Source organism: Thermaurantimonas aggregans, assembly GCF_003851885.1.
Lineage (GTDB): Bacteria > Bacteroidota > Bacteroidia > Flavobacteriales > Schleiferiaceae > Thermaurantimonas > Thermaurantimonas aggregans.
Map to the genome: position 1 here is coordinate 1 of NZ_BHZE01000011.1, position 24,384 is coordinate 24,384.

At 40.9% G+C, this 24,384-nt stretch carries 23 protein-coding genes and 2 tRNA genes; 8 read left to right on the top strand and 17 right to left on the bottom strand.

The genetic code is table 11. The features are described 5' to 3' along the window. Positions 1 to 154 precede the first annotated feature (154 nt). From EIP89_RS06460 to EIP89_RS06475, 4 genes are read right to left on the bottom strand one after another with little or no spacing between them, the layout of a single operon-like run. A complete protein-coding gene (locus EIP89_RS06460; RefSeq protein WP_124397856.1) occupies positions 155 to 769 on the bottom strand; it encodes an HmuY family protein in 615 nt (204 codons plus the stop codon). Between the two features lie 22 nt (positions 770 to 791). Beyond that, positions 792 to 1,241: a DoxX protein gene (locus tag EIP89_RS06465; RefSeq protein ID WP_124397857.1), complete on the bottom strand. Its 450-nt coding sequence runs from the start codon at positions 1,239 to 1,241 to the stop codon at positions 792 to 794. Next, entirely contained in the window at positions 1,241 to 3,316 is a 2,076-nt protein-coding gene (locus EIP89_RS06470; protein ID WP_124397858.1) for a TonB-dependent receptor plug domain-containing protein, read from the bottom strand. Before EIP89_RS06470 ends, EIP89_RS06465 begins: the two co-directional genes overlap by 1 nt. Further along, complete coding sequence (locus EIP89_RS06475; RefSeq protein ID WP_124397859.1) at positions 3,313 to 4,203, bottom strand: DUF6607 family protein; 891 nt, start codon at positions 4,201 to 4,203, stop codon at positions 3,313 to 3,315. The genes EIP89_RS06470 and EIP89_RS06475 overlap by 4 nt, the downstream gene beginning before the upstream one ends. Before the next feature lie 279 nt (positions 4,204 to 4,482). Between EIP89_RS06475 and fbp the strand changes: the two genes are divergently transcribed. Together fbp and menB are read left to right on the top strand one after the other, a co-directional pair. Beyond that, positions 4,483 to 5,493, top strand: a complete 1,011-nt coding sequence (gene fbp / locus EIP89_RS06480; RefSeq protein ID WP_124397860.1) for a class 1 fructose-bisphosphatase — start codon at positions 4,483 to 4,485, stop codon at positions 5,491 to 5,493. A gap of 29 nt (positions 5,494 to 5,522) precedes the next feature. After that, a complete protein-coding gene (gene menB / locus EIP89_RS06485) occupies positions 5,523 to 6,341 on the top strand; it encodes a 1,4-dihydroxy-2-naphthoyl-CoA synthase (protein WP_124397861.1) in 819 nt (272 codons plus the stop codon). Here menB and EIP89_RS06490 read toward each other — a convergent pair. After that, the gene (locus tag EIP89_RS06490) at positions 6,316 to 8,484 is read right to left on the bottom strand and encodes a tetratricopeptide repeat-containing sensor histidine kinase (protein ID WP_160160543.1); all 2,169 of its coding nucleotides are present in this window, start codon (positions 8,482 to 8,484) and stop codon (positions 6,316 to 6,318) included. The two genes, menB and EIP89_RS06490, sit on opposite strands and share 26 nt — an antisense overlap. A 121-nt stretch (positions 8,485 to 8,605) precedes the next feature. On the opposite strand from EIP89_RS06490, the gene EIP89_RS06495 reads away from it, so the two are divergent. Then, positions 8,606 to 9,739, top strand: a complete 1,134-nt coding sequence (locus EIP89_RS06495; RefSeq protein ID WP_160160544.1) for a porin — start codon at positions 8,606 to 8,608, stop codon at positions 9,737 to 9,739. A gap of 12 nt (positions 9,740 to 9,751) precedes the next feature. After that, the gene (gene hemW / locus EIP89_RS06500; protein WP_124397864.1) at positions 9,752 to 10,873 is read left to right on the top strand and encodes a radical SAM family heme chaperone HemW; all 1,122 of its coding nucleotides are present in this window, start codon (positions 9,752 to 9,754) and stop codon (positions 10,871 to 10,873) included. On the opposite strand, the gene EIP89_RS06505 is transcribed toward hemW, so the two are convergent. The 6 genes from EIP89_RS06505 to EIP89_RS06530 all read right to left on the bottom strand — a co-directional run bounded on the left by EIP89_RS06505 (position 10,870) and on the right by EIP89_RS06530 (position 15,261). Next, positions 10,870 to 12,108 carry an O-antigen ligase family protein gene (locus EIP89_RS06505; protein ID WP_124397865.1) on the bottom strand — a complete coding sequence of 413 codons (1,239 nt, stop codon included), beginning with the start codon at positions 12,106 to 12,108 and terminating at the stop codon, positions 10,870 to 10,872. The genes hemW and EIP89_RS06505 overlap by 4 nt on opposite strands. Further along, positions 12,108 to 13,739 (bottom strand): S41 family peptidase, encoded by a 1,632-nt coding sequence (locus tag EIP89_RS06510; protein ID WP_124397866.1) that lies wholly within the window; start codon positions 13,737 to 13,739, stop codon positions 12,108 to 12,110. The genes EIP89_RS06505 and EIP89_RS06510 overlap by 1 nt, the downstream gene beginning before the upstream one ends. Continuing rightward, a complete protein-coding gene (gene rnpA / locus EIP89_RS06515) occupies positions 13,736 to 14,161 on the bottom strand; it encodes a ribonuclease P protein component (protein WP_124397867.1) in 426 nt (141 codons plus the stop codon). The genes EIP89_RS06510 and rnpA overlap by 4 nt, the downstream gene beginning before the upstream one ends. Next, positions 14,131 to 14,216 (bottom strand) — tRNA-Leu (locus EIP89_RS06520). Before EIP89_RS06520 ends, rnpA begins: the two co-directional genes overlap by 31 nt. 38 nt (positions 14,217 to 14,254) lie before the next feature. Further along, positions 14,255 to 14,327: transfer RNA gene (locus EIP89_RS06525), tRNA-Gly, on the bottom strand. Between the two features lie 130 nt (positions 14,328 to 14,457). Continuing rightward, the gene (locus tag EIP89_RS06530; protein ID WP_124397868.1) at positions 14,458 to 15,261 is read right to left on the bottom strand and encodes a hypothetical protein; all 804 of its coding nucleotides are present in this window, start codon (positions 15,259 to 15,261) and stop codon (positions 14,458 to 14,460) included. 24 nt (positions 15,262 to 15,285) lie between these two features. Here EIP89_RS06530 and EIP89_RS11700 point away from each other — a divergent pair, with 24 nt between their 5' ends. The 3 genes from EIP89_RS11700 (at position 15,286) to EIP89_RS06540 (ending at position 18,234) form a co-directional block, all read left to right on the top strand. Then, positions 15,286 to 15,420, top strand: a complete 135-nt coding sequence (locus tag EIP89_RS11700) for a hypothetical protein (protein WP_262607422.1) — start codon at positions 15,286 to 15,288, stop codon at positions 15,418 to 15,420. A gap of 443 nt (positions 15,421 to 15,863) precedes the next feature. After that, the gene (locus tag EIP89_RS06535; protein ID WP_124397869.1) at positions 15,864 to 16,598 is read left to right on the top strand and encodes an ABC transporter ATP-binding protein; all 735 of its coding nucleotides are present in this window, start codon (positions 15,864 to 15,866) and stop codon (positions 16,596 to 16,598) included. A gap of 46 nt (positions 16,599 to 16,644) precedes the next feature. Further along, positions 16,645 to 18,234 (top strand): putative ABC exporter domain-containing protein, encoded by a 1,590-nt coding sequence (locus EIP89_RS06540; protein WP_245966113.1) that lies wholly within the window; start codon positions 16,645 to 16,647, stop codon positions 18,232 to 18,234. 252 nt (positions 18,235 to 18,486) lie between these two features. Here EIP89_RS06540 and EIP89_RS06545 read toward each other — a convergent pair whose 3' ends face one another. The 4 genes from EIP89_RS06545 to ccoS are packed head-to-tail and all read right to left on the bottom strand — an operon-like array spanning position 18,487 to position 21,987. After that, complete coding sequence (locus tag EIP89_RS06545; protein ID WP_160160546.1) at positions 18,487 to 19,428, bottom strand: cbb3-type cytochrome c oxidase N-terminal domain-containing protein; 942 nt, start codon at positions 19,426 to 19,428, stop codon at positions 18,487 to 18,489. 4 nt (positions 19,429 to 19,432) lie between these two features. Beyond that, positions 19,433 to 19,624, bottom strand: coding sequence for a CcoQ/FixQ family Cbb3-type cytochrome c oxidase assembly chaperone (locus tag EIP89_RS06550; RefSeq protein WP_124397872.1), 192 nt, complete (start codon positions 19,622 to 19,624; stop codon positions 19,433 to 19,435). A 6-nt stretch (positions 19,625 to 19,630) separates the two neighbouring features. Further along, positions 19,631 to 21,775: a cytochrome-c oxidase, cbb3-type subunit I gene (ccoN, locus tag EIP89_RS06555; protein ID WP_124397873.1), complete on the bottom strand. Its 2,145-nt coding sequence runs from the start codon at positions 21,773 to 21,775 to the stop codon at positions 19,631 to 19,633. A 23-nt stretch (positions 21,776 to 21,798) separates the two neighbouring features. Beyond that, positions 21,799 to 21,987, bottom strand: coding sequence for a cbb3-type cytochrome oxidase assembly protein CcoS (gene ccoS, locus EIP89_RS06560; RefSeq protein WP_124397874.1), 189 nt, complete (start codon positions 21,985 to 21,987; stop codon positions 21,799 to 21,801). Positions 21,988 to 22,134: 147 nt separating this feature from the next. Between ccoS and EIP89_RS06565 the strand changes: the two genes are divergently transcribed. Then, on the top strand, positions 22,135 to 23,028 hold the full coding sequence (locus tag EIP89_RS06565) for an HAEPLYID family protein (RefSeq protein ID WP_124397875.1): 894 nt from the start codon (positions 22,135 to 22,137) through the stop codon (positions 23,026 to 23,028). Between the two features lie 59 nt (positions 23,029 to 23,087). Here the strand turns inward: EIP89_RS06565 and EIP89_RS06570 are convergent, their stop codons facing one another. Beyond that, positions 23,088 to 23,630: a hypothetical protein gene (locus tag EIP89_RS06570; protein ID WP_124397876.1), complete on the bottom strand. Its 543-nt coding sequence runs from the start codon at positions 23,628 to 23,630 to the stop codon at positions 23,088 to 23,090. After that, entirely contained in the window at positions 23,623 to 24,381 is a 759-nt protein-coding gene (locus EIP89_RS06575) for a sulfotransferase (protein ID WP_124397877.1), read from the bottom strand. The genes EIP89_RS06570 and EIP89_RS06575 overlap by 8 nt, the downstream gene beginning before the upstream one ends. Between the last annotated feature and the right edge of the window lie 3 nt (positions 24,382 to 24,384).

Sequence of the window (24,384 nt, forward strand, 5' to 3'; positions counted from 1 at the left end):
CACTTCAAAAATCAATTTTTTGAAATATCACTACCAAAAACCTGCTTTAAGTCTAATTCATTTTTTGTAACATTAAATACCATTTAAAAACTGATAAAAAAAAGCTGCCCTCTTTTAGGACAGCTTCCCTGTATTTTAAAACCGTATTAAGTCTCTAAAACTTACCACTTCCATCGGGCTGATACACATATCTAAATGTATAAAACCTCGACTGGCTCTCCTGGGTCGGCCGAGCAGGGGCATCCTTGTAATAGCTCAGAATTTCGAACTTGGCATATCGGCCATTGTGTGTGCGCACCACAAATATGCGCCCTGGTATCGGAAATACTAAGTGTGTATTGATATCGTAGTTGTACCATCCCTGGCCACTACCGGTAGGTATCGCATAGGTGCCCGGGCCGTCTTGTCTGAAGGTGGACTCTGCCGGAGCCTGTTTTACTTCTTCCAGCAGACCGTTTACCATACTTACAGCTGCCACGCCTGTACGATCGGGTTCATCATTGATCCCGATGCGGGCCCCACCGTTTACAATTATGGTCAGTCCCCTGAAGGCAATATCCCAGTGGTCATCGTCTACCACAGTGCCCTTCTCAAAGCTGAATTTCGTAAAAGGCCCTCCTACAGGCTGTCCCATACCACCGGTCTGGGGTGCAGGAATGTTGGTTGCCGTGCGTATTTCAAGGTTTGAAGTGTCGGAAGTGTTTGACTGTTCCTTGTTGCAAGCGACGAATAGAAACGCGATAGTTGCTAGAATTGATGGAGTTCTCATTTTGATAGAAATTGAATGTTAATTATATAATCTTTGGTTTAGAGAGAATGCCTTTCCAATCAGGATAGTGATAGGCAAGCAGCCCTGTATTGGTCAGAAACATTACAGCTGTATAGATCAATTCGCCCACATCGTGCGGCTCCAGAAATATGTGAAACAGTAAAATTTGAAGTGTAATCGGTACTGAAATCACCAGTCCGACGATCCGGTAAAACTGTGTAACAAGGAGCAGTCCGGCTAGGAGCTCGCTGATACCCAGAAACTGCCAGAAGTATCCGGTCTGTTTCATGCCAAAGATGTAATTTCGGATCTTCAGCACATGGTCCGGGATTTGGTCCCATTCGCCGTTTTTGATGTTTTCGATGTGATGTCTTGGACCTACGGGCTGGCTTTTGAATTTTTTGATGCCACCATTGATTAGAATGATGCCCAATGCAAGCGATAAGATGGAAATGAATAGTCGGATGTTCATCACAATTGAAATTGAAGTTTAGTAAAGAGTTGACGTCCTGGTTGATTGGTCAAAAAAACTGGATCTATGTAGTTAAAGAGGTTCAGCGCGCCATATTGCAGCTGAATGTTTTTGGTCAATGAATGATTGACTGAAAGATTAACAAGCCATACAGGCTTTGAAAAGGTGTCATACCGGTCGAGTATTTCATTTTGATTGGTGTCAAACAGTCCGAAAGGACTGCGGTAGAATATTCTGATAAACAATTGCGTGTGGTCAGCTGGCGTATATTGAATCTTGGCATTAGCCATGTGACGGGAGCGGTTGAAGAGGCCGTGGTAATCGCCGGTACTGAGACGTATGGTTTGTAGAGATTCGGGGTTACGGGCAAAGAACTTACCCTCCCGCAGCTGACCGATGACCTCCAGATCGCCGGTGTAGAGCAGCTGATATCCTGCCTGTACGCGCCACTCAGGACTGATGATGTAGCTGCCATTCCACTCCAGTCCGGCAGTATATACGCGATCCACGTTCAGATAGGTAAATACATTTTGGCCGTTGACTTTAGTGGCGACGGCTCGCACATCGATCAGGTCACGTATCAGGTTGCCGAAAAAATTTATATCCGTAGAAAAAGCCTTATGCGTGTAGTGGAAGCTGAGATTGGAATTTACAGAACTCTCTGGTCGAAGCGGATCTCCAAAATCGCTGTGCCGGATGGCTAGAATCTGTCCGGCCTGTTGCAGTTCCTTAAGCCTTCGCTCCACTACATTGTACCCAAAGACCGAATAGCCTACTGCGGGCAAGGTAAAGTCGAAATACAGCTGCCGCAGGTCCGGAGCTTTATATCCATAGCCCATAGACGACTTCACCGTAAATCGGTCTGAAAATCGGTAATTTATGCCCAGTTTTGGGGAGAATTGGGATCTGAACTGGTGATGATGGTCGTATCGGTAGCCCGCTACCAGACTGAATCGACCTGTGTACCATTCGAGCTGTTGAAAGATGTATTCACTTCGTAAATAAGCCGGCTCTCCAAAAAGGCTTCTGTTTAGTACTTCTGAGGTAAGACCTGCTCCATTGGTGACCAATGCATTTTTCACTCGTAGCACATACCGGACTTCTGGCCTGAGAAACCACTGGTTGTACACATTGCGCTCAAACATGGGGTCGCCAAATTCCGGAAGGAGTTCCTCGGCCCATGAATGGGTGGCATACGCATCGAATACTAAGAATGAGCGATTGCTAAAAGTGTGCTCGGCAATCAGCGCTATGTTTTGATCGCTGAGTGTGGACGTGCCTTCAAAAATTTTTTCGACAGCACTGTTCAGAAGTTTGTATTGCTGCCTCTGCTCAAAGAGTCGGTAATCAATGCGTACACGTGACTTATCTGAGTGGCGGTATCCGTAGCGAAGCTGTGTCGTAATGTTGCCAAACGGCTCCACTGTGTTGAACACTTCGCTTTCTGACAGATTGAATCCATCTGATTTGAAGTAGTTTACAAACACTGATGCGTCATGTTTACCATGGGTGCCTGATACGCCTGCCGACAAATCATGTGTGCCGAAGGAAGCAATTCGATAGGCTGCATTTCCGCTGATACCCGGCTTGTTATCAGGTTTTTTGGTAATGATATTGATCACACCCGCCAATGCCTCACTGCCATATAGGGCTGAAGACGCACCTTTGATGATTTCGATGCGTTCGATATTCTGTATCATAAAACGCGATAGGTCAATTACTCCCGAACGCCGTCCAAATACAGGCTGACCGTCGATCAATATCAGTGTGTAATCGGCTTCCATACCCTGCAGTTGTACTCCTTCCACACCTCCAAATGACGGTACGGTAATCAGTCCGGTCATTTCTTGCAGTATCTCGTTGAGCCTTGATACTCCTATTTGCTCGATATGTTCCCGGGTGATGATTTCGATGGGAACGACCACATCCGATTTCTTCACGGCATTGCGAGTGGCTGTCACTACTACATCGTCGAGATATACATCAATGCTATCGGGCGGTGTCTGGCTTACGACAGCCCAATTCACAGTCAAACTGAATAGAAAAATAAACTCTATGCGTCGCACACAGCTCATTCACCCAAAAATTGAAGAATGGCAGAACGGACTTCGCTCTGAGGTGAGGTGGGGTCGAGGGCGTTGATGGTCACAAATGATGGCTTACCTTCACTGTCGCGTTTCAGAATTACCAATTCACGGCGACGAAGCTCCTCATCCCAAATGAAGCGTACTGTATTCCAATACTGTTGGTTGGATGCCCACCATTTTTGTGCAGCAAAGCATCTACTGTCATCGACTTTGCGGTAGATATTCACTCCTTTTTCCTCTGCAATGAGTTGATTCACATTATTTTGGCGTGCGATTTTTTTATTGTCCTGTAAGTGAACCCAGCCATCAGGAGTGATTTCATGCCTGTTATTTCTTTTCAAAATATTGTAATCACTTCTTTTTGTGAACTCACGCCGGGGCAGGGGAGAGTTTGCAGCACTTTCCCAGTACGTTTTTCCGTCCACAAATACCCATGTGCCGTAGCCTTCATATCGGGGGCTGTCATCTACCTGAAAGACGCGTTGCGTCCATGTGCCTTTTGCATTTTTGGGTGTGATGCGCAGCTTTTGCCAGGTGTCATTTCCGATGTAGTCGAGCAACTCTGTGTTTTGATATAGCCAGTCTTGTCTCCAGTGTTTTACTATGGTAGTATCATCCATTATGAGCAGATGCTGAAGAACAATTTTGCCGGGCTTGTCTTCCACGGCCACTACCCACTCCAGACCCTTCTCTTTATATACACCGGAAGATTGGTATCCTTCGTGCTCGCTGTGAACAAATGTTTCTGCAAAGAGAAATTCCACTTCATAGCAGCCGCACATAGCTTTGATAGCAGAGCGCTCACGGGCTTTCTGAGCTATGAGCGCCGAGTGAGCCATTGCGAAGATTATACTGATGAAGGCAAACTTTTTCATTTTATATTTATTTAGACTAATTATAAACAGCGCAAAAATATTTATTTGGAATAATTCTAAACAAACTCCCTTTTATAAGAAAATGTTAAAGCGAAGCATATTGTAAAATGCTCAAAATCAAGTATTCGATTTTTGTGCAAATGCCTGTCTGAAAAGTAAAATCAGCCTGGCTATGCTTCATAAAGTACAATGAGCTGAAGGTGAAATAAGCAGATGCGATAAATCGTACGGAGAGAGCGGTCTATGTACCTTTGTCAAGAAATCAACAGACCTCTATATATGTCACGACCTGTTACCCTTGGTGAGTTTATTATTGAAAAGCAGAAAGATTTTCCATATGCGTCCGGAGAACTTTCACAGCTGCTTAGCTCAATTAGACTGGCATCAAAAATTGTAAACCGTGAAATCAATAGAGCTGGTTTAGCAGACATTCTGGGATCCGTAGGCCAGCAAAATATTCAGGGCGAAACCCAAATGAAACTGGATGTCTATGCCAATGAAGTTTTTATCAACGCCCTGAAAGCCAGAGGTTTGGTGTGTGGTTTGGCATCAGAAGAGAACGATGACTTCATCGCATTCGACGAAGAGCTTCACAAAGACAGCAAATACGTGGTACTTATCGATCCACTTGACGGTTCATCAAACATCGACGTAAATGTATCGGTTGGGACCATCTTTTCTATTTATCGACGCCTTTCTGCACCAGGTACTAAGGTGACATTAGAAGATTTTTTACAGCCAGGTCACAAACAAGTAGCAGCAGGTTATGTGGTCTACGGAAGTTCTACAATGCTGGTATATACCACAGGCCATGGGGTTAACGGATTTACGCTTGATCCATCCCTTGGGGTTTTTTTGCTGTCGCACGAAAACATTAAGATGCCAAAATCCGGAACGATTTACTCCATCAATGAGGGTAATTACGTAAAATTTCCGGAAGGAGTGAAAAAGTACATCAAATATTGCCAGGAGAGCGACCCAGCGACCAAGCGTCCATACACAAGCCGATACATTGGCTCATTGGTAAGCGATTTTCACCGAAATATGCTCAAAGGGGGTATTTATATTTATCCTCAGGGGACAAATGCTCCTAACGGCAAACTTCGCCTTTTGTATGAGTGCAATCCCCTTGCATTCATCGCTGAGCAGGCAGGAGGGTTAGCTACTGACGGATACAGCAGAATACTCGACATCCAGCCCACCGAGCTTCACCAGCGCGTTCCTTACTTTGTAGGAAGCGCCGACATGGTCGCCAAAGCCATGGAATTTATGAACATGTACAAGGACTAAACGTATAAAAATAAAAAATCACTGACACCTTGAAAAGAGATTGGAAAACAATTAAAGAGTACGACGAAATCCTATTTGACTTCTACAACGGTATAGCACGCATCACCATCAATCGCCCGCGTTATCGAAACGCCTTCACCCCAAAAACCGTGAAGGAAATGATCGATGCCATGCACATATGCCGCGAAAATCCCGATATCTACGTAGTAGTATTTACTGGTGCCGGCGATAAGGCTTTTTGTGCCGGTGGCGATCAAAATGTAAAAGGAATCGGCGGCTATGTGGATGAACATGGGGTGCCACGCCTCAATGTCCTTGATCTGCAAAAACTCATTCGAAGCATTCCGAAACCTGTGATTGCAATGGTAAATGGCTACGCCATTGGGGGTGGTCACGTACTACACGTGGTGTGCGACCTTACCATTGCCAGCGAAAATGCTATTTTCGGACAAACAGGACCAAAAGTAGGCAGCTTCGACGGTGGATTTGGTTCATCTTATCTTGCTCGTATCGTAGGCCAGAAAAAAGCCCGTGAGATCTGGTACCTCTGTCGTCAATATTCAGCTAAAGAGGCCCTTGAAATGGGACTTGTTAACTGTGTAGTGCCGCACGATCAGCTGGAAGATGAAACTGTAAAGTGGTGCGAAGAAATCATGGAAAAAAGCCCGATTGCCCTGCGGATGATCAAGGCCGGACTAAATGCCGAACTGGATGGCCAAGCGGGTATTCAAGAGCTTGCAGGCAACGCTACGCTGCTTTACTATTTTACAGAAGAATCCCAAGAAGGTCGCAGAGCTTTTCTCGAAAAGCGGAAACCCGATTTTAAGAAGTTTCCAAAGTTTCCGTAGGTGATGAGGACTTTTCTATTTTATTTGAAAAACCACATGGCAATATAATTACAAATGTGCTGCCTTTGCCTTCTTCAGAAAAGATATAAAAACGACCATCATGTTCCATTACAATTTGTTTACAAAGTTTTAATCCAATTCCGTATGAAATTTCACCATCAGTACCTGGTCGGCCTTTAGGCATTTCATCTGATAATATTTTTTCTATATCAGTTGAAGGTATGCCTATACCACTGTCAGTAACTTTAATGGTCACCTCACTACCAGTAAGAGAAATGCTTATTTTGACAACACTTCCTCTTTTACTAAATTTGATTGCATTGTTTAAAAGATTATTAAATAAACTCCAAATTTTGTAAAAGTCAACATAACAATAACAAGTGTTCTCATATTCTCTTTTTAATAGTATATTTTTTTGTAAGGCCATCAAGCTGTTAGCCTGTATGGATTTGTCTGCAATAATGTTAATACATTGCAATTCTTTTTTAGTAATTCCTTTAGAAGAATTTAGAAGATAGTTGATATAATCAAGTGAAATGGAAGTTTGTTTTTCGATTAATTCCAAATATTCACGTATTACTTCTGATTTTGCATCTGCACTAGCAATTTCCGCTAAACCTTTAATACTTAAAAGAGGATTTCGCAGGTCATGTGCTAAATGTTTTATAAGAAACTTATTATATTGTTGAGAATCTTTTAATTGATTAATAGTTTCTGTTAGTTCTGAATTTTTCTTTTTTAATTCTGAACTAAGAAATCGCTCGTGATTTAAAAGTATCTTATTTTTTTTGATTTGTCTGTAAAGCATGTAAAGCATAATTAATAATATCACAGAAAATAAACTGATGAAAATAATTTTAAACTTGTCTTTTTGGATTTTTTTTAAATACTTTTCTTGAGATATTACATTTAATAAATTTAAATATTCTCTGGTTGCATTTATTTTGTTTGATAATAAAATTACAGAAGAAATACTGTCAATAATTGATTTAGATAAAAGTTTGGATTTGTATGCACATTCGTAATCATTTAACTTTGCACAAATTTGTGATTTAATATCATAAAACTCTGCTGACAATTTATCTTTATAATTATATGAGTAGATTTCAATGCTATCAATAATTTTTTGAGCTTTTTCTCTCTTATTTTGTTTTAAATATGAAAGTGCTAACAAAACTCCTGATCTGAAACGAATTTTCTGATAATAATTAGAATTTGAATAATTTGAATTTATTAAATAAAGGAGACTATCAGCTTTTTTATAATTTTCCTTTTGTAGATAATATTTTGCATAAATGTATTGTAAATCTGTTTTAAACATTTCGATATATTGTCGACTTTCCGGATCTAAAGTCAGAATTGAGTCAATTAGCGAAAAAGCTCTATTAATGGGTACGTTTGCACTGTCATAAAAATGAATCTGAATATAATTATTTGCAAGTAATTTTTGAGCGTGAAATAGTAAGAATAATGATTTATAAATTTCTAAATCTTCAGTTGGACTATACGTTTGTAAAATTCTGATCACTTCATTCAAAAAATCTTTTGACTCTAAATAAGATTCCTTGTTGTATAAAATATTAGCTAATTGAAATAACCGAGCTGCATGTTCATATTCGTTATATGTATTTTCCTGCCTTGTATGGTAAAGGATTTCGATAAGATATGAAGTAGCTTCATCAAACTTTAGTAGCTTGTTTGCTACCATTGAAGCATTATTAAGTGCTATTTCATAGTATTTTGGATATTCATTACAATATTTACGAATAATATTTAGCGCAAGATCGAAATACTTTTCGGATGAAGCATATTCTCCTCTCCAGTAGAGATGGTGTCCGTAAGCTTTGTATTTAATACTTTGAATTATTTCATGATTTTTATAGGATAGTAGTACACTGTCTAAGTATCTTGTTAATCGAATAGAATCAGTATAATAGTCTGATGAAAAAAGGTTCTCAAAAAGATTAACAATCTCGTCATCTGTAAGATTTATCTTTCGATTATGGCTGTAATTTGGCCCACATGAAAAGAAATTAATGGTAAAAAGGTATAAATAGATTATCTTGGTGTAATGGAATGAAAATTTTTTTCTTTGTAAATTTGTAATATTGTTTTTATATAACAAATGAAATATCTTTTTCATCAAAATATAAACTATAACAAATAAACAAAAATTCCTGAACATAGAAATTTTTTTTTATTGAGTGGGTAGAAATTTTTTTTTAAAAATAAAATTTATAGTTACGATTGCAACTATAATGTCCATGCTGAAAGTATTTGCTCAAAATGAAACAGACGAGCGTGCTTTAGTGAGAATTCAGGACGGAATAAGCCTACAAAGAGACACTCTTTTTCTCTTAAATCTTCGTTTAAGAATTCAAAATCGCTTTGGAATACTCTTAAACGATGTGACCAATACTCCAGAATTTGATGCCAGAGTTCGCAGGCTTAGGCTGCGTTTGGATGGTTACGTCTTGAGTCCAAAAGTACAATACTACGTTCAGTTGTCTTTTTCTCAGGCCGATCAAGAGCTCGACCGCAGCAATACACCTCAAATCATTCGCGATGCCATTTTGTACTATGTGTTCTCAGATAAATTCTACATGGGATTCGGACAATCAAAGCTGCCCGGGAATCGCCAACGGGTTATTTCATCTGGTAGCTTACAATTTGTCGATCGATCTTTAGCCAATGCCACTTTTAATCTCGACCGCGACTTTGGATTTTTTTTCTATTACGATACGGATATTGGAATTCAAAAAATCAATGTAAAAACAGCCATTACCACGGGCGAAGGCCGTAATGCACAAATCACATCAGCAGGGCTGTGCTATACAGGTAGGGTAGAGTGGTTGCCCTTCGGCAAATTTGTAAATGCAGGTGATTTTACTGAAGGCGATTTAGAAATTGAAAAAACCTTCAAACTTTCTCTGGCTGCTGGTTATTCCTTTAACCAAAACACCAGCCGCACCGGCGGCCAGATTGGAGGGCAACTCTTCGAGCGCAGAGATTTTTCGACCTTCATAGCCGATGGTATTGCTAAATTCAATGGGTGGGCTTTTCAGGCCGAATACTTTCGTCGGCACACTATTAACCCAATTACGCAAAACTCCGATGGTCAAATCGCCTTTGTGTACAATGGAATTGGCTATGCCGCTCAGTTGAGCAAATTCTTTCAGCCGGGCTGGGAAGTGGCATTGCGCCTAGCTTCTACAGTTCCTGATGACGATATTAAAGCCGTAGCTACGCGTTTTGATGAATATCTAACCGGAGTATCTCGATATCTGCGAGGCCATCGCATCAAAGCACAATTAAATGGCGGGTATATCGATCATTTTCAGCCTTCTGGCCGACGAAGAGATGCATTGCTTACTTTTCAAGTGGAATTTGGTTTTTAGACGCTTTGCACAATGCCTGGTTTATACGTTCATATACCTTTCTGTCACAAGGCTTGCTACTATTGCAACTTTCATTTTTCTACCAATCTTAAATCCTTACGCAGTACACTGAGTGCTATTCGAAAGGAAGCCGAGCTACAGGCTGAAAAATTTCGAGATATTACATTCAATACTTTATACTTTGGTGGGGGTACACCTTCGCTTTTAGATCTGGATTATTTGTCGGAATTGATTTCCGTAATTTGGAGTGAATACAAGCTGCACTCCATTGAGAGCACTTTAGAGGCTAATCCTGAAGACATTACCTCAAAAAAGCTCGAAGGCTGGCTTAAGTTGGGTTTTGACAGACTGAGTATTGGCATTCAAACTTTTGATGATGCGCAACTGAAAACCTTCAACCGCAACCACACGTCCTCTCAAGCCAGGCAATGCATTGATGTAGCAAAAAAAACCGGATTTAAGCACTTCAATTTGGATTTGATTTTTGGTTTTCCAGGTCAAACGCTACAGCAGTGGGACGACGACCTTCAGAAAATGCTTGAAATTGGTCCTGAGCACATCAGTGTGTATGCACTCACACGCGAAGAAGGTACAGCTTACAATCATTTATACAAAAAGGGAATGTTCAAAGATGTTGATGAAACCCTGGTTTCAGATATGTTTTATCTGGCGCGCGAGCGTCTTACTCAAGCGGGGTATCTGCACTACGAAGTATCCAACTACGCTCTACCCGGACATGAAGCAAGACACAATAGCAATTATTGGACAGGTGATTTTTACTTAGGCTTGGGACCTTCGGCACACAGTTATATACACAACACGCGATGGTGGAATTTTTCAAACAATGCTCTGTACGAAAAAGCCCTTTTTACAAAACAAAAATGGTATGAAGAAGAAACATTGACAAATAAAAATCGCTTCAACGAAATTATTATTACGGGAATTCGAACATCCAAAGGTATTTCTATTGAAAAATGCAAAAATATTCTAGATTTTGATGAATTTTCTGATTGGTATATGAAAGTGGAGAGTTTAATAAAAAAAGGAATATTTAAACTCGAAGACGATCGTATAATTTTACATCCTGATTACTTATTCATTTCTGATACATTCGCTGTGCAACTTCTTATTTAAAAAGAAAAATTAAACTTAGATTTTTTTGAAAACAATGCTAAATAAGGCATAAAGAAAGAGAACAGAAACACACCCGCTTGTCGCTGGAGAATCGACTCGGTAAACATTGAAAATACAAAGATCAATACGATGTATTTAGAGGCAGGATGAGCTGAAAAAAACATTACAATTGCCAATGCGCCAATGAGGCTTATAATTCCTATACCACGCTCTGCTATTGCTTGTAAAAATTGATTGTGGTAATTGTATGAGCCATCGCGTAGGTAATACACTTTTTCACCGTCCCAAAACTCTGCATCCACATGCTCGAGTTTGGCCATTAGCAACGAATCAGCAATTCCTGGTTTAAATCCTGTTATGGGAAGGTTTCTACAGACACTTTTGGCTTCTTTCCAAATGAAAACTCGGTGGTTTGTCTGTTTGTCGTTTTTTTTAGCTTTAATGCTTCTAAACTCGTCGATCGTTTCTTGAATACGGCGATGTACTTCTGATGAGAAAAGTGCGCTAAAAGATATTGCAATTATGCTGATTATTAAATAAAAAAATTTTTTTTTGTTAAGTGAGTTTTTGATTGAATCAAGAGTATATGCGATCAGAAGTATAGAAAGTATTACCCATTGCATTCTTGCAGCAAGCAAAACAACAGAAGATATCAGAATAGTCGCTAAAAAAAAAGAAAATACTTTGTTTTTAAAAGTTTTTCCAAAAAAAAGAAAGGCCAGTGAAGTGTTGTAATACATTCCTAAATAATGCACTGGTAAAAAATAAAAAGGTGATCTTTTGGAATATTCTAAGGGTATTTTTTGTAATTCAATTTGAAGAAAATAGACTAAAAAAATAACAGCTGATATAGCAGTAGATGCAACAAAGATTTTTTCTAAAAGTCTAAAAAATGAAGCTTCAAATTCTTTATAATACAACACAAATGGAATCCCCCAAAAGAGCATGGAAATCTGAACAGATAAAATTTCAGAGGTCCGTTTTGATTTCGAAAAGAAATCAATACCCAGTAAATAATAAACAACTAAAAATGCAACAACCCATGAAGCTTGTTTGTCAAATGCAATCAAATGACGGTGAAAAGGAAACATCATAAGCCAACCGATACCAGCTATCATGATGCCAAGGGATGCCGGAAGAAAAGTGGGCTGTAACGGCAAAAGAGCGGTAAAGTAGCACAAACCAATCTGAATCAAATATTTGCTCGTGCTATACCACCCGTTTCTGAAAGACATCAGAGTTTTAATATTTTTCTATATTGTTCTGGATTTGATAGTACTTTGATGGCTTCAGCTACTTCGTTATCAGCTGTGAGTGCTTTTTGAATGCGGCCTTCTTGATAGGCTACGCGCGACACAATTTCTTCCTCTAAATAGCTCTTTATTTCCGCCTTGTTGTTTTCGATATCGTCTTCTTTTGAGTGCTGGAAGCGTTTTTTCAGCTTGAGTAGTTCGCTTTCAATTTCGCTGAAGTATTGTTCGTCCTTGGTGGTTTCCATGATTTCCTGAAGGAGTTTTTCAGTTCTGGTTTGGTAGCTGAGCTCTTTGTCTTTAAGCCAAAGTTTGAAAGCATTCCAATCGCTCTCTGACAGTTGAAACTTTACATCGATGTTGTTTTTGCCTTTTTTTGCCACATATTCGGTAGCCCAGTCGAAGATTAAATTGTTTTGAATTAATGCGGTAAGTACGGGGCTGTACTTGCGAGGTTCAGTTACGATATCGGGGTCAATGCCACCACCGTCGTACACTATGCGGCCATTGCGAGTAGTGAAGCTTCGACGCAGCGAATCGGGGATGGATGAGACAGAGCCATCCTCATTTCTTTGAGAGTAATTAATGGCTTGAATACAACGACCTGAAGGGGTGTAATACTTACTTACGGTCACCTTTAGCTGTGCTCCATAGGAGAGTTTACGTGTTTGTTGTACTAAACCCTTTCCAAAAGAACGCTGTCCAATGATGACACCTCTGTCGAGGTCTTGAATAGCCCCTGATACGATCTCTGATGCAGAGGCTGAACCTCTGTTGATCAGTACTACTATGGGCAAATCAGTGGTTACGGGATTATCAAGGGTTTTATACGAGCGCTCCCATTCTTTTATTTTCCCACGAGTACTTACGATTTCCTGGCCTTTTGGGATAAAAATGTTTGAAACATTTACTGCTTCGCTGAGCAGACCTCCCGGATTGCCTCTTAAGTCGAGAATTAAGCCTTTTAGATCGGCATTTTTCTGAAGGTCAGCGAGTGCTTCTTTAATCTCTTTTGAAGCCTTGTCAGTAAAGTTTGTTAGGTTAATATATCCTATGCCGGGCGCCACATAGCCACAGTAGGGTACGGATTTTAGTTGAATTTCTTCGCGTACAATTTTTAAATCCAAAGTTTGGTCATCGCGCTTGACTTTGAGCATAAAACTTGTGCCAGGGCTTCCTTTTAATAAGGCGCTCACTTCGCTGTCGCTGAATCCTTTGAGGGATTTGCCGTCTATGGCTAGCAGGAGGTCGCCGGGGCGTACACCGGCTTTGTCGGCAGGTGCATCTTTGTACACACTCACTACCATCACATAGTCATCGCGCTTTCTGATGCTTGCTCCAATACCGCCGTATTGGCCGGTTGTCTGTATTCGGAAGTTTTCGATTTCTGATTCTTTGATGTAAGTAGTATAAGGATCTAAAGAACTCAGCATGGAATTGATGGCTTTGTCCATCAACTTTGCCGGATCGGTCTCATCTACATAATATAGGTTAATTTCCTTAAAAATATGGGAGAAAATGTCCAGCTGCTTGTGGATCTCAAAGTAGTTGAGCGAAGTAGCTGAGATAAGTAGCAGTGCGACAAGTGCTATTTTTACGCTGAAAGATTTTTTCATATCTGTGTTTCTTCGATTTTTGAAGGTAATTCTTGAACCATTTTTTTAAAAGCCTCGTCAATTTCAGCCCACAGGGGCATCTTTTTTCCAATGTAAATAAACAACACAGCAATATTCTTATTGTGCAAGTCCAGGAGATTTTTGTGTAAGCGATAGCCCTCGCGCAAGAGACGCTTGATGCGGTTGCGGTCATGAGCTTTTTTGAAAGCCCTTCGAGGGGCAATAAAGGCTACACCGAACGGTTGATTTTCAAGCCAAAGAATTTTGATTGGAAAGAAAACTGCAGACTTGCCGTCAGCAAAGAGCGCATCAAAAACCGCCTTTTTTTTGAGGATTTGAGATTTGGGAAGCCTGAAATCGGCCACGGAGTTGAAAGTCGAATCTACCAAAGTACCCGGGGCGGGACTTGAACCCGCACCCACATTTCTGCGGACAGGATTTTAAGTCCTGCGTGTCTACCGATTCCACCACCCGGGCCAAATGAAAAACCCTCCGATGAACGGAGGGAAGCTCAGAGCGAGAAACGGGACTCGAACCCGCGACCCCGACCTTGGCAAGGTCGTGCTCTACCAACTGAGCTATTCTCGCAAGCGGGCTGCAAAGATATACACGCCTTATTGGTTTGCACAAGGGGGCATGTGAATTTTTCAACCCAATTTTAAAATTTCTTTTGATTTGAAATAAAATGCCTGTTTTTCAGCATTACATTTTTTAATTTTCAACGAACTACCTCTGCTATTCGGTACATTTCTACTTCACATCCTTTGTTGTTTCTGAAAAAGTAGCGCAGTGTGATGCGAAGTCTTTCTTGACAAGCTCCTGATTGCTTTTCTGGCACCCCTCTGAACTGAAGAAAATGTTCAAAACTGGTATTAGTCTGTTGTTTCGGGCTGTTGGTGGTAAATTGAATGGAATTAGCCACAGGCGTATTTACCACCGTAGGCGTATTTGATACTTTTACGCAGGCATTTGTCATACCGGCAGGCTGTATGATAGGTGGATTCTGCATCAAGCTCTGCCAAGGGGTAGGATTGGCATTAGGACATTCAGTTCTTCGCTCAAAGTTTATCAAGGAAATGGTGAGTTGTGTAAAAAAGGTTTCACTCAGCGGAGAAGTAGTAGCTATGCCTGATAGTACAAATCCGGGAACCTGTGGAATGGTGGGATTTGAGAAGGTTATGTTAACCTTGTTACAGCGATTGCTGCTGTCGCAGAGCGATGGGTAGGGCCTAATGTCTTGACGGCTGACGCAAAGGATTTGTCCATTAGCAATTATTAAATCAAAGGTGAATTGTGGAGTGCCATTCGCTGGGGCGAGCTGAATGTCGTATTCGAAATTAAGAGTGCCTCCTGTCAGATTGCCGACTGAAAATGTGAGTTGGTAGGAATGGTTGAGCGTGCCACTTGTAGAAGGGGCAGAGAAGATTGCTCTAGCAGCAGTGATCACTAAAATGCCGTTTACGCCATTTCCACTTATTCCATCGAGAGCGTGCGACATGCGAAGCTTGGCGCCTGATGGCACGTCATGGCATTGTTACGCAAGCGGATGCATTCAGGTATTGGTTGTGGAAAAGATACAGACAGCGTGCTTGCACATCCTCTTATACCTCCTGAAAAAGAGGTACTAATCGGAGTGTTTACCGGAATAGGCGAAGTTGCCACTACTTTAATAGACTGCTGATGCGTGCACGCTCCTAGGTTTATCGGTGTGGCCAAAGGCGATGAAGTGATATTGGCTCCGTTTAGATTCAATGCTAAATGCAGATCGATCCATGAACAGGTTGATTGGTGGTTAGCGTAAAATTAATCGTGTACTCAAGGGAGTTACCAGGCACAGGAGTGACAGATTCTACAGCAAATTAACAGCTCAGTTGAACCTTTACATTCATTGTTAATGTTGTAACGACTAGAAATACAATAGTTGAAGTTGTTCTCTAAGGTTGTGAATATTTGTATCGCTAAGATTTTCATGTTAGGTATTGTGATGTAAGTTGTATTTAAAAATAGTTCAAAATTGTAAATGAATACATGTTTTTTTTTAAGCCATAAATCTACTTAATCAATAGCAACTTAAAATATTAATTTGATTATTAGGTAGTTTTGTCCCTAGCGTTAAGAGTACAAATGATTAAACTCATCAATGTTACCAAATCCTTTAAAAAAGGGGAATTTGCCATTAAAGATCTCAACTTTACGCTTGAAGCAGGACAAACTGCCGGGCTGATCGGCCCAAATGGAGCCGGTAAGAGCACTACTATCAAGTGTATTGCCGGCCTTCTAAGGCTTGACTCTGGGCAAATAACAATTGCTGGCTACCCACATACATCTATAGATGCAAAGCGCAGAATGGCCTATGTTCCCGAAATGCCAGAACCTTATCCGTTGCTCACGGCATGGGAACACATGCAGTTTGTGGCTCAAGCCTACGGAATACGCAACTGGAAACCGAGGGCTGAGGAGCTCTTCGAGCGGTTTGAAATGGTTGACAATCGCAACAAGCTCGGCCGGGAACTCTCTAAAGGCATGCGGCAAAAGGTGAGTATATGTGCGGCATTCTTGCACGATCCTGATTTTATCATGCTCGATGAACCGCTTGTAGGCCTTGATCCGAAAGCTATACGTGAGGTAAAGAACTTGATCGAGGAAGAAAAGACTAATGGCAAAACCTTATTGATTTCTACTCATATACTCGATACCGTTGAGCGTTTTGCTGATCGACTTCTCATTATGCGCACGGGAGAGTTGATTTGGAACGATTCGCCCCTTGCATTGCGGCAGCAATTTGGTGCTGAAGTTCAAACATTGGAAGATATTTTTTTCACTCTTACTCAAAAGTCAGCTGACGATGCACGGGTTTAAAACTCTTTTATTTAAAGATCTTCTGACGTTAAAAAACATTTTCTTTTTGGCGCTTCGCAAGCCGTGGAGGTGGCTTTTCACCCTTGCTTTTATAACGTTTTTTATTTATCAACGCTTCTCAATTGCTACTGGCGAAGTAGATGTATATCCTCATGTTGATGATTTTTCTCTGCCTTCAATTGATGAACAGGATAAAATACAGGTGTTTTTTGCAGCTTTTATTGGTTTGATTATATCCGCTGTTTTTATTTTCATTCTAACCCGAGCAGTAAAACGAAATACCTCATTTTTTACCAACGCTGATGTACATTTTCTGTTTTCTGGACCTTTTAATCCACGACTCTTGCTCATGTATCAATTGATAAAAAGTCTTTTTCCGGCCTTTTTTTCTTCACTATTTTTACTATTGTACTTTTTTCTTTTTATTAGTCCAGAGAGCTATTTCGTTTCTGTACAGCAGGTGTTGCTTCTGGCAATTCCGATGACACTTTTTATCTTTAGTATAAAACCTTTGAAATTTTTGATTTTTAGTTATGTGACGAGGGGTAATGCTGAAGTACGTGTCAAAAATGTTCTTTTCGTGCGAAATTTTTTTGTGGTAGCCGTTCTTCTTGCCTTCGCTTTTTCTTTTAATGAAGGTAGTCTTATTCATGTTTTAGAAGCCGTTTTTAATGAAGGTACATTTCAATTTGTGCCTGTTGTGGGCTGGTTTCACACTTTTATTATGGGCTTAATGGCTGGTAAGCTGGTAGGGTGGGCGAGTATTTTGATTGGAATATATCTTATCGCTTTGCCTCTTGGAGTGTATTGGTTAGGCGATCAATACTATGAAGACATTCTTGCATCTACCGAGCTAAAAACACGTGCTGAGCAGTTTCGTTCTGGTGAAGTTCAAATGAGCGATGAAGTAGAATACAGTTGGGCCATCAATACGAAAAAAATTCGAGAGCATCGCAACTTTGGAAAAGGGGCTATAGCACTATTTTGGAAAAACTGGGTAATGTCGTACCGCCAAACGGGTATTCCTGTTTTAGATGCTACATCTTTTTTCGCTGGAATTCTCGGGTTACTATTGGGTATGGTTATTCACTTTGGCTGGGTTGGCATTGAGGATTTCAGTGGTTTAATTGTTTTAAGTTTTTTGTTTTTAGCTTTTTTGTCGTACAGTGCAGGGCATATGCGCGTACGCATAGGCGATTTGACGCGTCCTCAATTTATACTGATTCCTGATACAGTTTCTCGTAAATTGTTTTATTTTCTACTGCTTGATCTTTTACAGGTGGGGGCATACACCCTTTTGTTTTATATCCCAATTGTGATTTCCTATGGGGCGCATTTTGATCTAATTCCTGCAACGGTTATTGCTGCAATTGCTTTTTATCTTTTGGGTTTTTTATTTCAGCTAAATGTCCGATTGAGAAGTACCAATGTAATTGATCGTTACATCTTTTTGCCTTTGGCATATTTAGGTTTAATACTCTTTGGTCTATTGCCTTCATTATATCTCTCGATTGCTTCTTTTGGATTTTTTAAGTCATATGGAGCCGCTTTTATGGCTGTTGCCATTGTTATCGGTATGTGGGGCATTTTACTGTACATTTTTGCAATAGAGCAAATTGATCAGTTAGAATATTGATTTATTGAAATTTCTTTGTTTTTCGTTGCTCCATTCAATGCTCGAGGCAATGTATTTTTCTTCGTCATTTAGTGCTGATTTCTAGAAATAGAATTTTGAATTGCGGTCAATAATTTTAAAAATTTTCAACAATTTAGGTGATTAACAAAAGTTCCGAAAAATAAAGACTACAGCATACTAAAAAGAAAAACCGGCATGTGCTTAGGTGCAACATGCCGGTCATCTACCTGCTATGAAAAAAAACCCTACTTTTTACTGTGCTGACTGATTAGCTTGGTCGGTGGATGGTGTTTCAGTCTCTTCGTATAATGTTCCTTGTGGTTCTTTTGGATTGGCGGGTGTGGTTCCTCTGAGCGATTTTACATAGCTTGCCACATCCTGCATTTGAGCGGGTGACAGCATGTCTTTCCAAGCGAGCATACCTTTTTCCAGTACACCGTATTTGATTACTTTGAAAATATCCTGTATGCTACCGCCATGGATGTAGTAATCGTCTGTAAGATTCGGACCTACCAATCCACCGCCATCGGAGGCATGGCATGAGGCGCAGTTTTGTTCGAAGATCTTCTTACCAGCTGCCAAGTTGGCCTCAGCAGTAAGGAATTGTACGTTGTTTTCGTCGATGAGGTTGGCAGCAGTTTTTAGGTACTCTTCTTTCTGTTTCTCAGCTAAGGCAAGTTCTCTCTCGAGCTCTTCGACACTTGATGGGCCAGTGCCAAGTACGTGGAAATGGATCAGATAAATAACAGAGTAAATGATGGTAAAGTAGAAGCCCCATACCCACCAGGGTGGCAAAGAGTTATCAAGCTCCTTGATGCCGTCGTAGTCGTGATCGAGCATTATGTCGGCCTCTTTTTCGATAGGCTTAGCCTTAGTAAGCGCATGCATAATGCGCTGATAGAGGGAGGGTTTTACAGCTTCTTCAGCTTCTTCTGTTTCAGCTGCCACTGTCGGAGCTGCAGATGCTGCCACAGCCTTCTTCTGAGCTACCATCAGTTCTTTGATGGCGTTAAATGCGTTATTGACAGTGACGAGCGTAACAATCAGAAGAACAAAGGTGATGAAAAACATCCAGAAGAAGACATCGTTGAGAAGCCCATACCAGTCGAAGCCTGAAGAAGCAGCCGGCTGCTGGTCTTGAGCCATTAAGGCCACACCGGCTAAAGAAAATAGGAGGGTTGATACTTTTTTCATACGATTAGTTTTGAGGGTTTGAATTTGGGTCATCATTCAGAGGCATCTGGCTGAGCTGTTTCATGGTGTTTTTATCGGCCAGGAAGGTTTTGATCAGTATGGCGATAAAAACCGACCCAAACAGTATTAAAGAGATGATAGGATAGATATCCACATTATCGATGGTGGCCAGATGATGTTTTACAAACTTGAGCATGGCTACTTATTTTTGAGCTGTTTGGTTTTTCACCTTAATATCAGTACCCAGACGCTGTAGATAAGCTATGAGCGCGATGATTTCTTCGTTGGGTTTTACGCTGATGTTGGGGTCTTTATTCAACTCGTCAGCGATCATTTGGGCTTGAACCTCCAGATCGATCAAAGCATTGTCAATTTGCTCTTGTGTATAGGGCACGCCCAATTTGGCGAGTTGCTTCATTTTCTTTTGGGTGTAAGCTGTATTAAGGGTTGCGTCATTCTTATCGGTAGTGAAGAGCCATGGATAGCGCGGCATGATGGAGCCTGGGCTCATGGAGGTAGGATCCCACATGTGGTTGTAGTGCCAGCTGTGCGGATACTTACCACCCACGCGGTGTAAGTCGGGTCCGGTGCGCTTGCTGCCCCACAAGAAGGGGAAGTCATACACATACTCACCAGCTTTAGAGTACTCTCCATATCGGGCTATCTCACTGCGGAACGGACGTACGAGCTGAGAGTGGCATGCATTGCAACCCTCGCGGATGTAGATGTCGCGACCTTCGAGTTCCAGAGGTGTATAGGGCTTTACAGAGGCAATTTTTGGAATATTGCTGTCCACCATTAAAGTTGGTACGATTTCAACAACTCCACCAATCAGAACAGCAATGAAAACCAGTACAGTGAAGAGAACGGGCTTTCTTTCGAGAGCACGGTGGAAGGATTCATGACCATGTGCACCATGCGCAGCCAATGCTGGTGCTTCAGCTGGTTCTTCAGCCAAAAGCTTACCCTTCAGCATTGTTTTGGCAAGGTTGTAGGTCATCATAATGATACCGGTCACATACAGCAGTCCACCGAAGGCACGTAGGGCGTACATTGGGATGATTTGTGTCACTGTTTCGAGGAAGTTGCCATACACCAATGTACCATCGGGGTTAAACTGCTTCCACATCAAGCTCTGAGTAAATCCGCTGATGTACATCGGCAGTGCCCAGAAGAGGATACCGATGGTACCTATCCAGAAATGGATATTAGCTAACTTATCAGAGTAAAGCTTTGTCTGATAGAGTCTTGGAGTAAGCCAGTAAAACATTCCAAAAGCTAAGAACCCATTCCAGCCCAGAGCACCAATGTGAACGTGGGCAGGCACCCAGTCAGTGAAGTGTGCTATGGCATTTACGCTCTTAGTTGAGAGCATTGGACCTTCGAAGGTAGCCATACCATAAGCTGTAACGGCTACAACGAAGAACTTCAGTACAGCACTTTCACGCACCTTGTCCCAAGCTCCGCGCAAGGTGAGCAGACCGTTGATCATACCACCCCAAGATGGTGCGATCAGCATCACTGAGAATACAGTACCCAGTGACTGAGCCCAGTCAGGCAAAGCGGAGTAGAGCAGGTGGTGCGGACCAGCCCAGATATATATGAAAATAAGCGCCCAGAAATGTATGATTGAGAGTTTATAAGAATACACCGGGCGATTTGCTGCTTTTGGCAGATAATAATACATCAAACCCAAAATCGGTGTAGTAAGGAAAAACGCCACAGCATTGTGACCATACCACCACTGTACCAATGCGTCTTGTACGCCAGAGTAAATAGAATAGCTCTTCAGTGCATGAACAGGAATTTCAAGATTATTAAAAATGTGTAATAGTGCTACAGTTACGAAAGTGGCGATGTAAAACCAAATAGCAACGTAAAGGTGGCGTTCTCTGCGGATCAGGATGGTCCAAATCATATTAACACCAAAGGCTACCCACACGATGGCAATGGCTATGTCGATGGGCCATTCCAGCTCAGCGTATTCCTTGCTCGATGTGTAACCAAGCGGCAGGGTGATGGCAGCAGCTAAAATGATTAATTGCCAGCCCCAAAAATGAAAACGGCTGAGAAAATCGCTTGCCATGCGTGTTTTGAGCAATCGCTGAAGCGAATAATAAATACCAGCAAACATCGCATTGCCCACAAAAGCGAAGATCACAGCATTTGTGTGCAATGCCCTGATGCGGCCGAAGGTAAGGAACGATGTGTCAAAATTTAGCGCAGGGAAAACTAGTTGAAGCGCCACTGTTAGGCCCACCAGCATTCCAATGATTCCAAACACAATGGCCGCAAGCATGAAGTCCTTGACCGTCCGGTTGTCGTAGTTAAACTTCTCCATTTCCATAGTCTAGAGGGTATTAGTTGTTGTTATTTTTGGGGTTGTTTGTTTTCATGTTCAGCTGTTTCTGGTGTTCTCACTTCATTGTCAAAAAGCATCCGAATGGCAGGGGTTACGTCGTCGTCGTACTGACCCGAGTTTACACTCCATACAAAGGCGATGAGAAAGCCTGAGGCGATTATTACGCTGATAAAAATTAACAGGTAGATGATTTCCATAAGATCTTCAGGATTTGATAGCAAAAGTGGAAGTCGCTTTTATTTCTATGTATGACTGCCCTCAAGTCATTTAGTGATTTTTGTCATACAAAAGGACTTCGTCAATAAGCCAGAGTGTAAGGCACGTTAATTGAATAGTGAATGGCAATGAAAAAGATTAATACAATTCTTTGGATTACTATTTATATCAAATTTTTGATTTCTAGCCTCCCAGCACAAGTTGTTACTAGCGAAGAATCTGATTTAGACCAGCTTGAAGACCGCATCATCGACAGTACGTACATTGCAGAATACGAAACTTTTCAGGGAAAACCGAAGGTGTTGCACGCCGAACCTCTCTTTATCGACTTAATTCGCGACCTAGGTGCACGAAAAGGGGAGGCTGAATGGAATGTGGGATTGGGTCTTTTTAATAAAAAAAATTATGATGAAATTCTCTTTTTTGTTGAATATGAATGGGCTGTGATCGATCGTCTGGGTCTTGAAATCGAAATTCCGGTAAACTTTTTCAGTCCTCATTTGGGGGCAAATCCGAATGAAAGGCCGCAGAACCAAATCGAGAGCATAAAACTAGCAGCTCAATGGACTTTTTATGTTAACACTCACACCGCTACCTCTCTTGCTCTTGGTTACTTAAACGAGACATTCTTCTCGCCTTTAAATACCCTCAAAAGACGCGTCTTTGCTGAAAATAAATACAATCCTTTTTTGATCGCAGCTAAACGATGGGGCAACAACTGGCATTCACTAGTCTATGCCGGGCCTCAGATTTTTCACTCGTTTAATGGGCTTCCATCCCACTCTCAAATTGAATGGAATTCTAATGTTCACTACATGTTGCCAGGTACGCGCAATTTCATCGGCCTTGAAGTAAATAAATATTTAACGCGAAACGATTTTTTTGCAGTCTTTAGGCCTCAAATGCGCCTTCAGATCAAAGACAATTTTCTTATAGGTATTGTAACCGGAATTCCTATTTCGTACACCTATCAAAACCTCAGTACATTTTTCCGAATTATTTGGGAACCAAGCCATATCTGAAAATTATTGAATTTGAACGGATTCTCACGGTACAAAAGCACACTAATTCTTTTAATTTTTCATTTAACCAATATTTTGCAATGATCCACGATTTCACTCATATAATCAGCTATAAAACTCAACTTTTTTTCTATGGAAAGAAATCCAGGAATCTTAGGGTCAACCACTATTTTTTTAACTATGCTATAATTTTCAGATAATCGAATAAGTTCTTCACCACCGTAGATTAAATCCTCAAAAACTTTTTGAGCATATAGCTGAACGCCGGGGTTGGAAATACTGACTGGAATAAATTTTTTATACAAAATTTCTTTCTGTTTTTTTCTTTGTAAGTAGGCATACGAAAGGGTATCTAATGGTATTCTCAAGAAGTTCGGCAGCAAGATACCTTTCGAGGAATTTTCAACCGATTTCATCACTTCCATCTGATGGTAAAGAATCAGATTAACGTGTTCAATGTACTCTAAGGAATTCCAGCCTCTTTGATCCTTATTTTTTAATTGATCCTCTTCGTGATAATAAAAAAAATTTTGTGCTGAGATTAGGCACTTTTGTATGCTTTTTATTGCCCCTTGTACTTCTGCATTACTCACTTTATTCATTGTAAAATTTTTTCATCCAAATATTTTGTCTTACATCTTTAGGATAACATTCATTCTGCTCACTTGGTTTTAATGCCAAATGATCGATGTGTTTTTTTAAAGAGACCTTCAAAAAATTTTCTAATCGGCTTATTTCCTCTTGATTTTTTTGAATCAAATCTTCGTACTTTATGTGGTGAATATTCGAATATGTGTACGAAAGTGCTTGTGTGATGTAGGTGTTCCAAAGGCTAAATCCTGCAATAGGTTCGTCAAATTCAGCTTTATAAACTTCACCAGATTTTTGATTTCGCTTTTGTAGGGAGAGTGCAACATCCCATCCGTTACGAATAAGGTGTATCACCTTCGCTTGTGGAAACTGATTTAACCAGTAGGGGAGAGTGAAGGTGTTTCGAGGGTCTTTCCAGCCCCAGCGCCTATTAATCAGCTTGTAAAAGATGTATTTGCCGTTGCCTTTCAGATCAAAATGAATTTTAAAAAGTTCTTCAGAAGACCATTTATCAAAATGTTCAAAAGCAGGTACAACAGGCTTGTTCCAGTCGCCACCGGACTGCCACATTGCGCGCTGATTGATGCTCAAAAAGTGAAATGCCTCAAAATTGTGATCGCGCTTCACCCCCATATGAATACCAGCTCTGTGTAAGACCTCAGCCAAAAAGGACGTACCCGATCTATGCATGCCCATAATGATGACCGGCCTGTATAACTCAGGATGGAGAGGATCGAGCAATTGGGCAATGTGTCTTAACATGAA

Excerpts from the sequence above, each read along its gene's own strand:
- EIP89_RS06460 (WP_124397856.1), bottom strand. The coding sequence starts at position 769 with ATGAGAACTCCATCAATTCTAGCAACTATCGCGTTTCTATTCGTCGCT.
- EIP89_RS06465 (WP_124397857.1), bottom strand. The coding sequence starts at position 1,241 with ATGAACATCCGACTATTCATTTCCATCTTATCGCTTGCATTGGGCATC.
- EIP89_RS06470 (WP_124397858.1), bottom strand. The coding sequence starts at position 3,316 with ATGAGCTGTGTGCGACGCATAGAGTTTATTTTTCTATTCAGTTTGACT.
- EIP89_RS06475 (WP_124397859.1), bottom strand. The coding sequence starts at position 4,203 with ATGAAAAAGTTTGCCTTCATCAGTATAATCTTCGCAATGGCTCACTCG.
- fbp (WP_124397860.1), top strand. The coding sequence starts at position 4,483 with ATGTCACGACCTGTTACCCTTGGTGAGTTTATTATTGAAAAGCAGAAA.
- EIP89_RS06490 (WP_160160543.1), bottom strand. The coding sequence starts at position 8,484 with ATGAAAAAGATATTTCATTTGTTATATAAAAACAATATTACAAATTTA.
- EIP89_RS06495 (WP_160160544.1), top strand. The coding sequence starts at position 8,606 with ATGCTGAAAGTATTTGCTCAAAATGAAACAGACGAGCGTGCTTTAGTG.
- hemW (WP_124397864.1), top strand. The coding sequence starts at position 9,752 with ATGCCTGGTTTATACGTTCATATACCTTTCTGTCACAAGGCTTGCTAC.
- EIP89_RS06505 (WP_124397865.1), bottom strand. The coding sequence starts at position 12,108 with ATGTCTTTCAGAAACGGGTGGTATAGCACGAGCAAATATTTGATTCAG.
- EIP89_RS06510 (WP_124397866.1), bottom strand. The coding sequence starts at position 13,739 with ATGAAAAAATCTTTCAGCGTAAAAATAGCACTTGTCGCACTGCTACTT.
- EIP89_RS11700 (WP_262607422.1), top strand. The coding sequence starts at position 15,286 with ATGCATTCAGGTATTGGTTGTGGAAAAGATACAGACAGCGTGCTTGCA.
- EIP89_RS06535 (WP_124397869.1), top strand. The coding sequence starts at position 15,864 with ATGATTAAACTCATCAATGTTACCAAATCCTTTAAAAAAGGGGAATTT.
- EIP89_RS06545 (WP_160160546.1), bottom strand. The coding sequence starts at position 19,428 with ATGAAAAAAGTATCAACCCTCCTATTTTCTTTAGCCGGTGTGGCCTTA.
- EIP89_RS06550 (WP_124397872.1), bottom strand. The coding sequence starts at position 19,624 with ATGCTCAAGTTTGTAAAACATCATCTGGCCACCATCGATAATGTGGAT.
- ccoN (WP_124397873.1), bottom strand. The coding sequence starts at position 21,775 with ATGGAAATGGAGAAGTTTAACTACGACAACCGGACGGTCAAGGACTTC.
- ccoS (WP_124397874.1), bottom strand. The coding sequence starts at position 21,987 with ATGGAAATCATCTACCTGTTAATTTTTATCAGCGTAATAATCGCCTCA.
- EIP89_RS06565 (WP_124397875.1), top strand. The coding sequence starts at position 22,135 with ATGAAAAAGATTAATACAATTCTTTGGATTACTATTTATATCAAATTT.
- EIP89_RS06570 (WP_124397876.1), bottom strand. The coding sequence starts at position 23,630 with ATGAATAAAGTGAGTAATGCAGAAGTACAAGGGGCAATAAAAAGCATA.
- EIP89_RS06575 (WP_124397877.1), bottom strand. The coding sequence starts at position 24,381 with ATGTTAAGACACATTGCCCAATTGCTCGATCCTCTCCATCCTGAGTTA.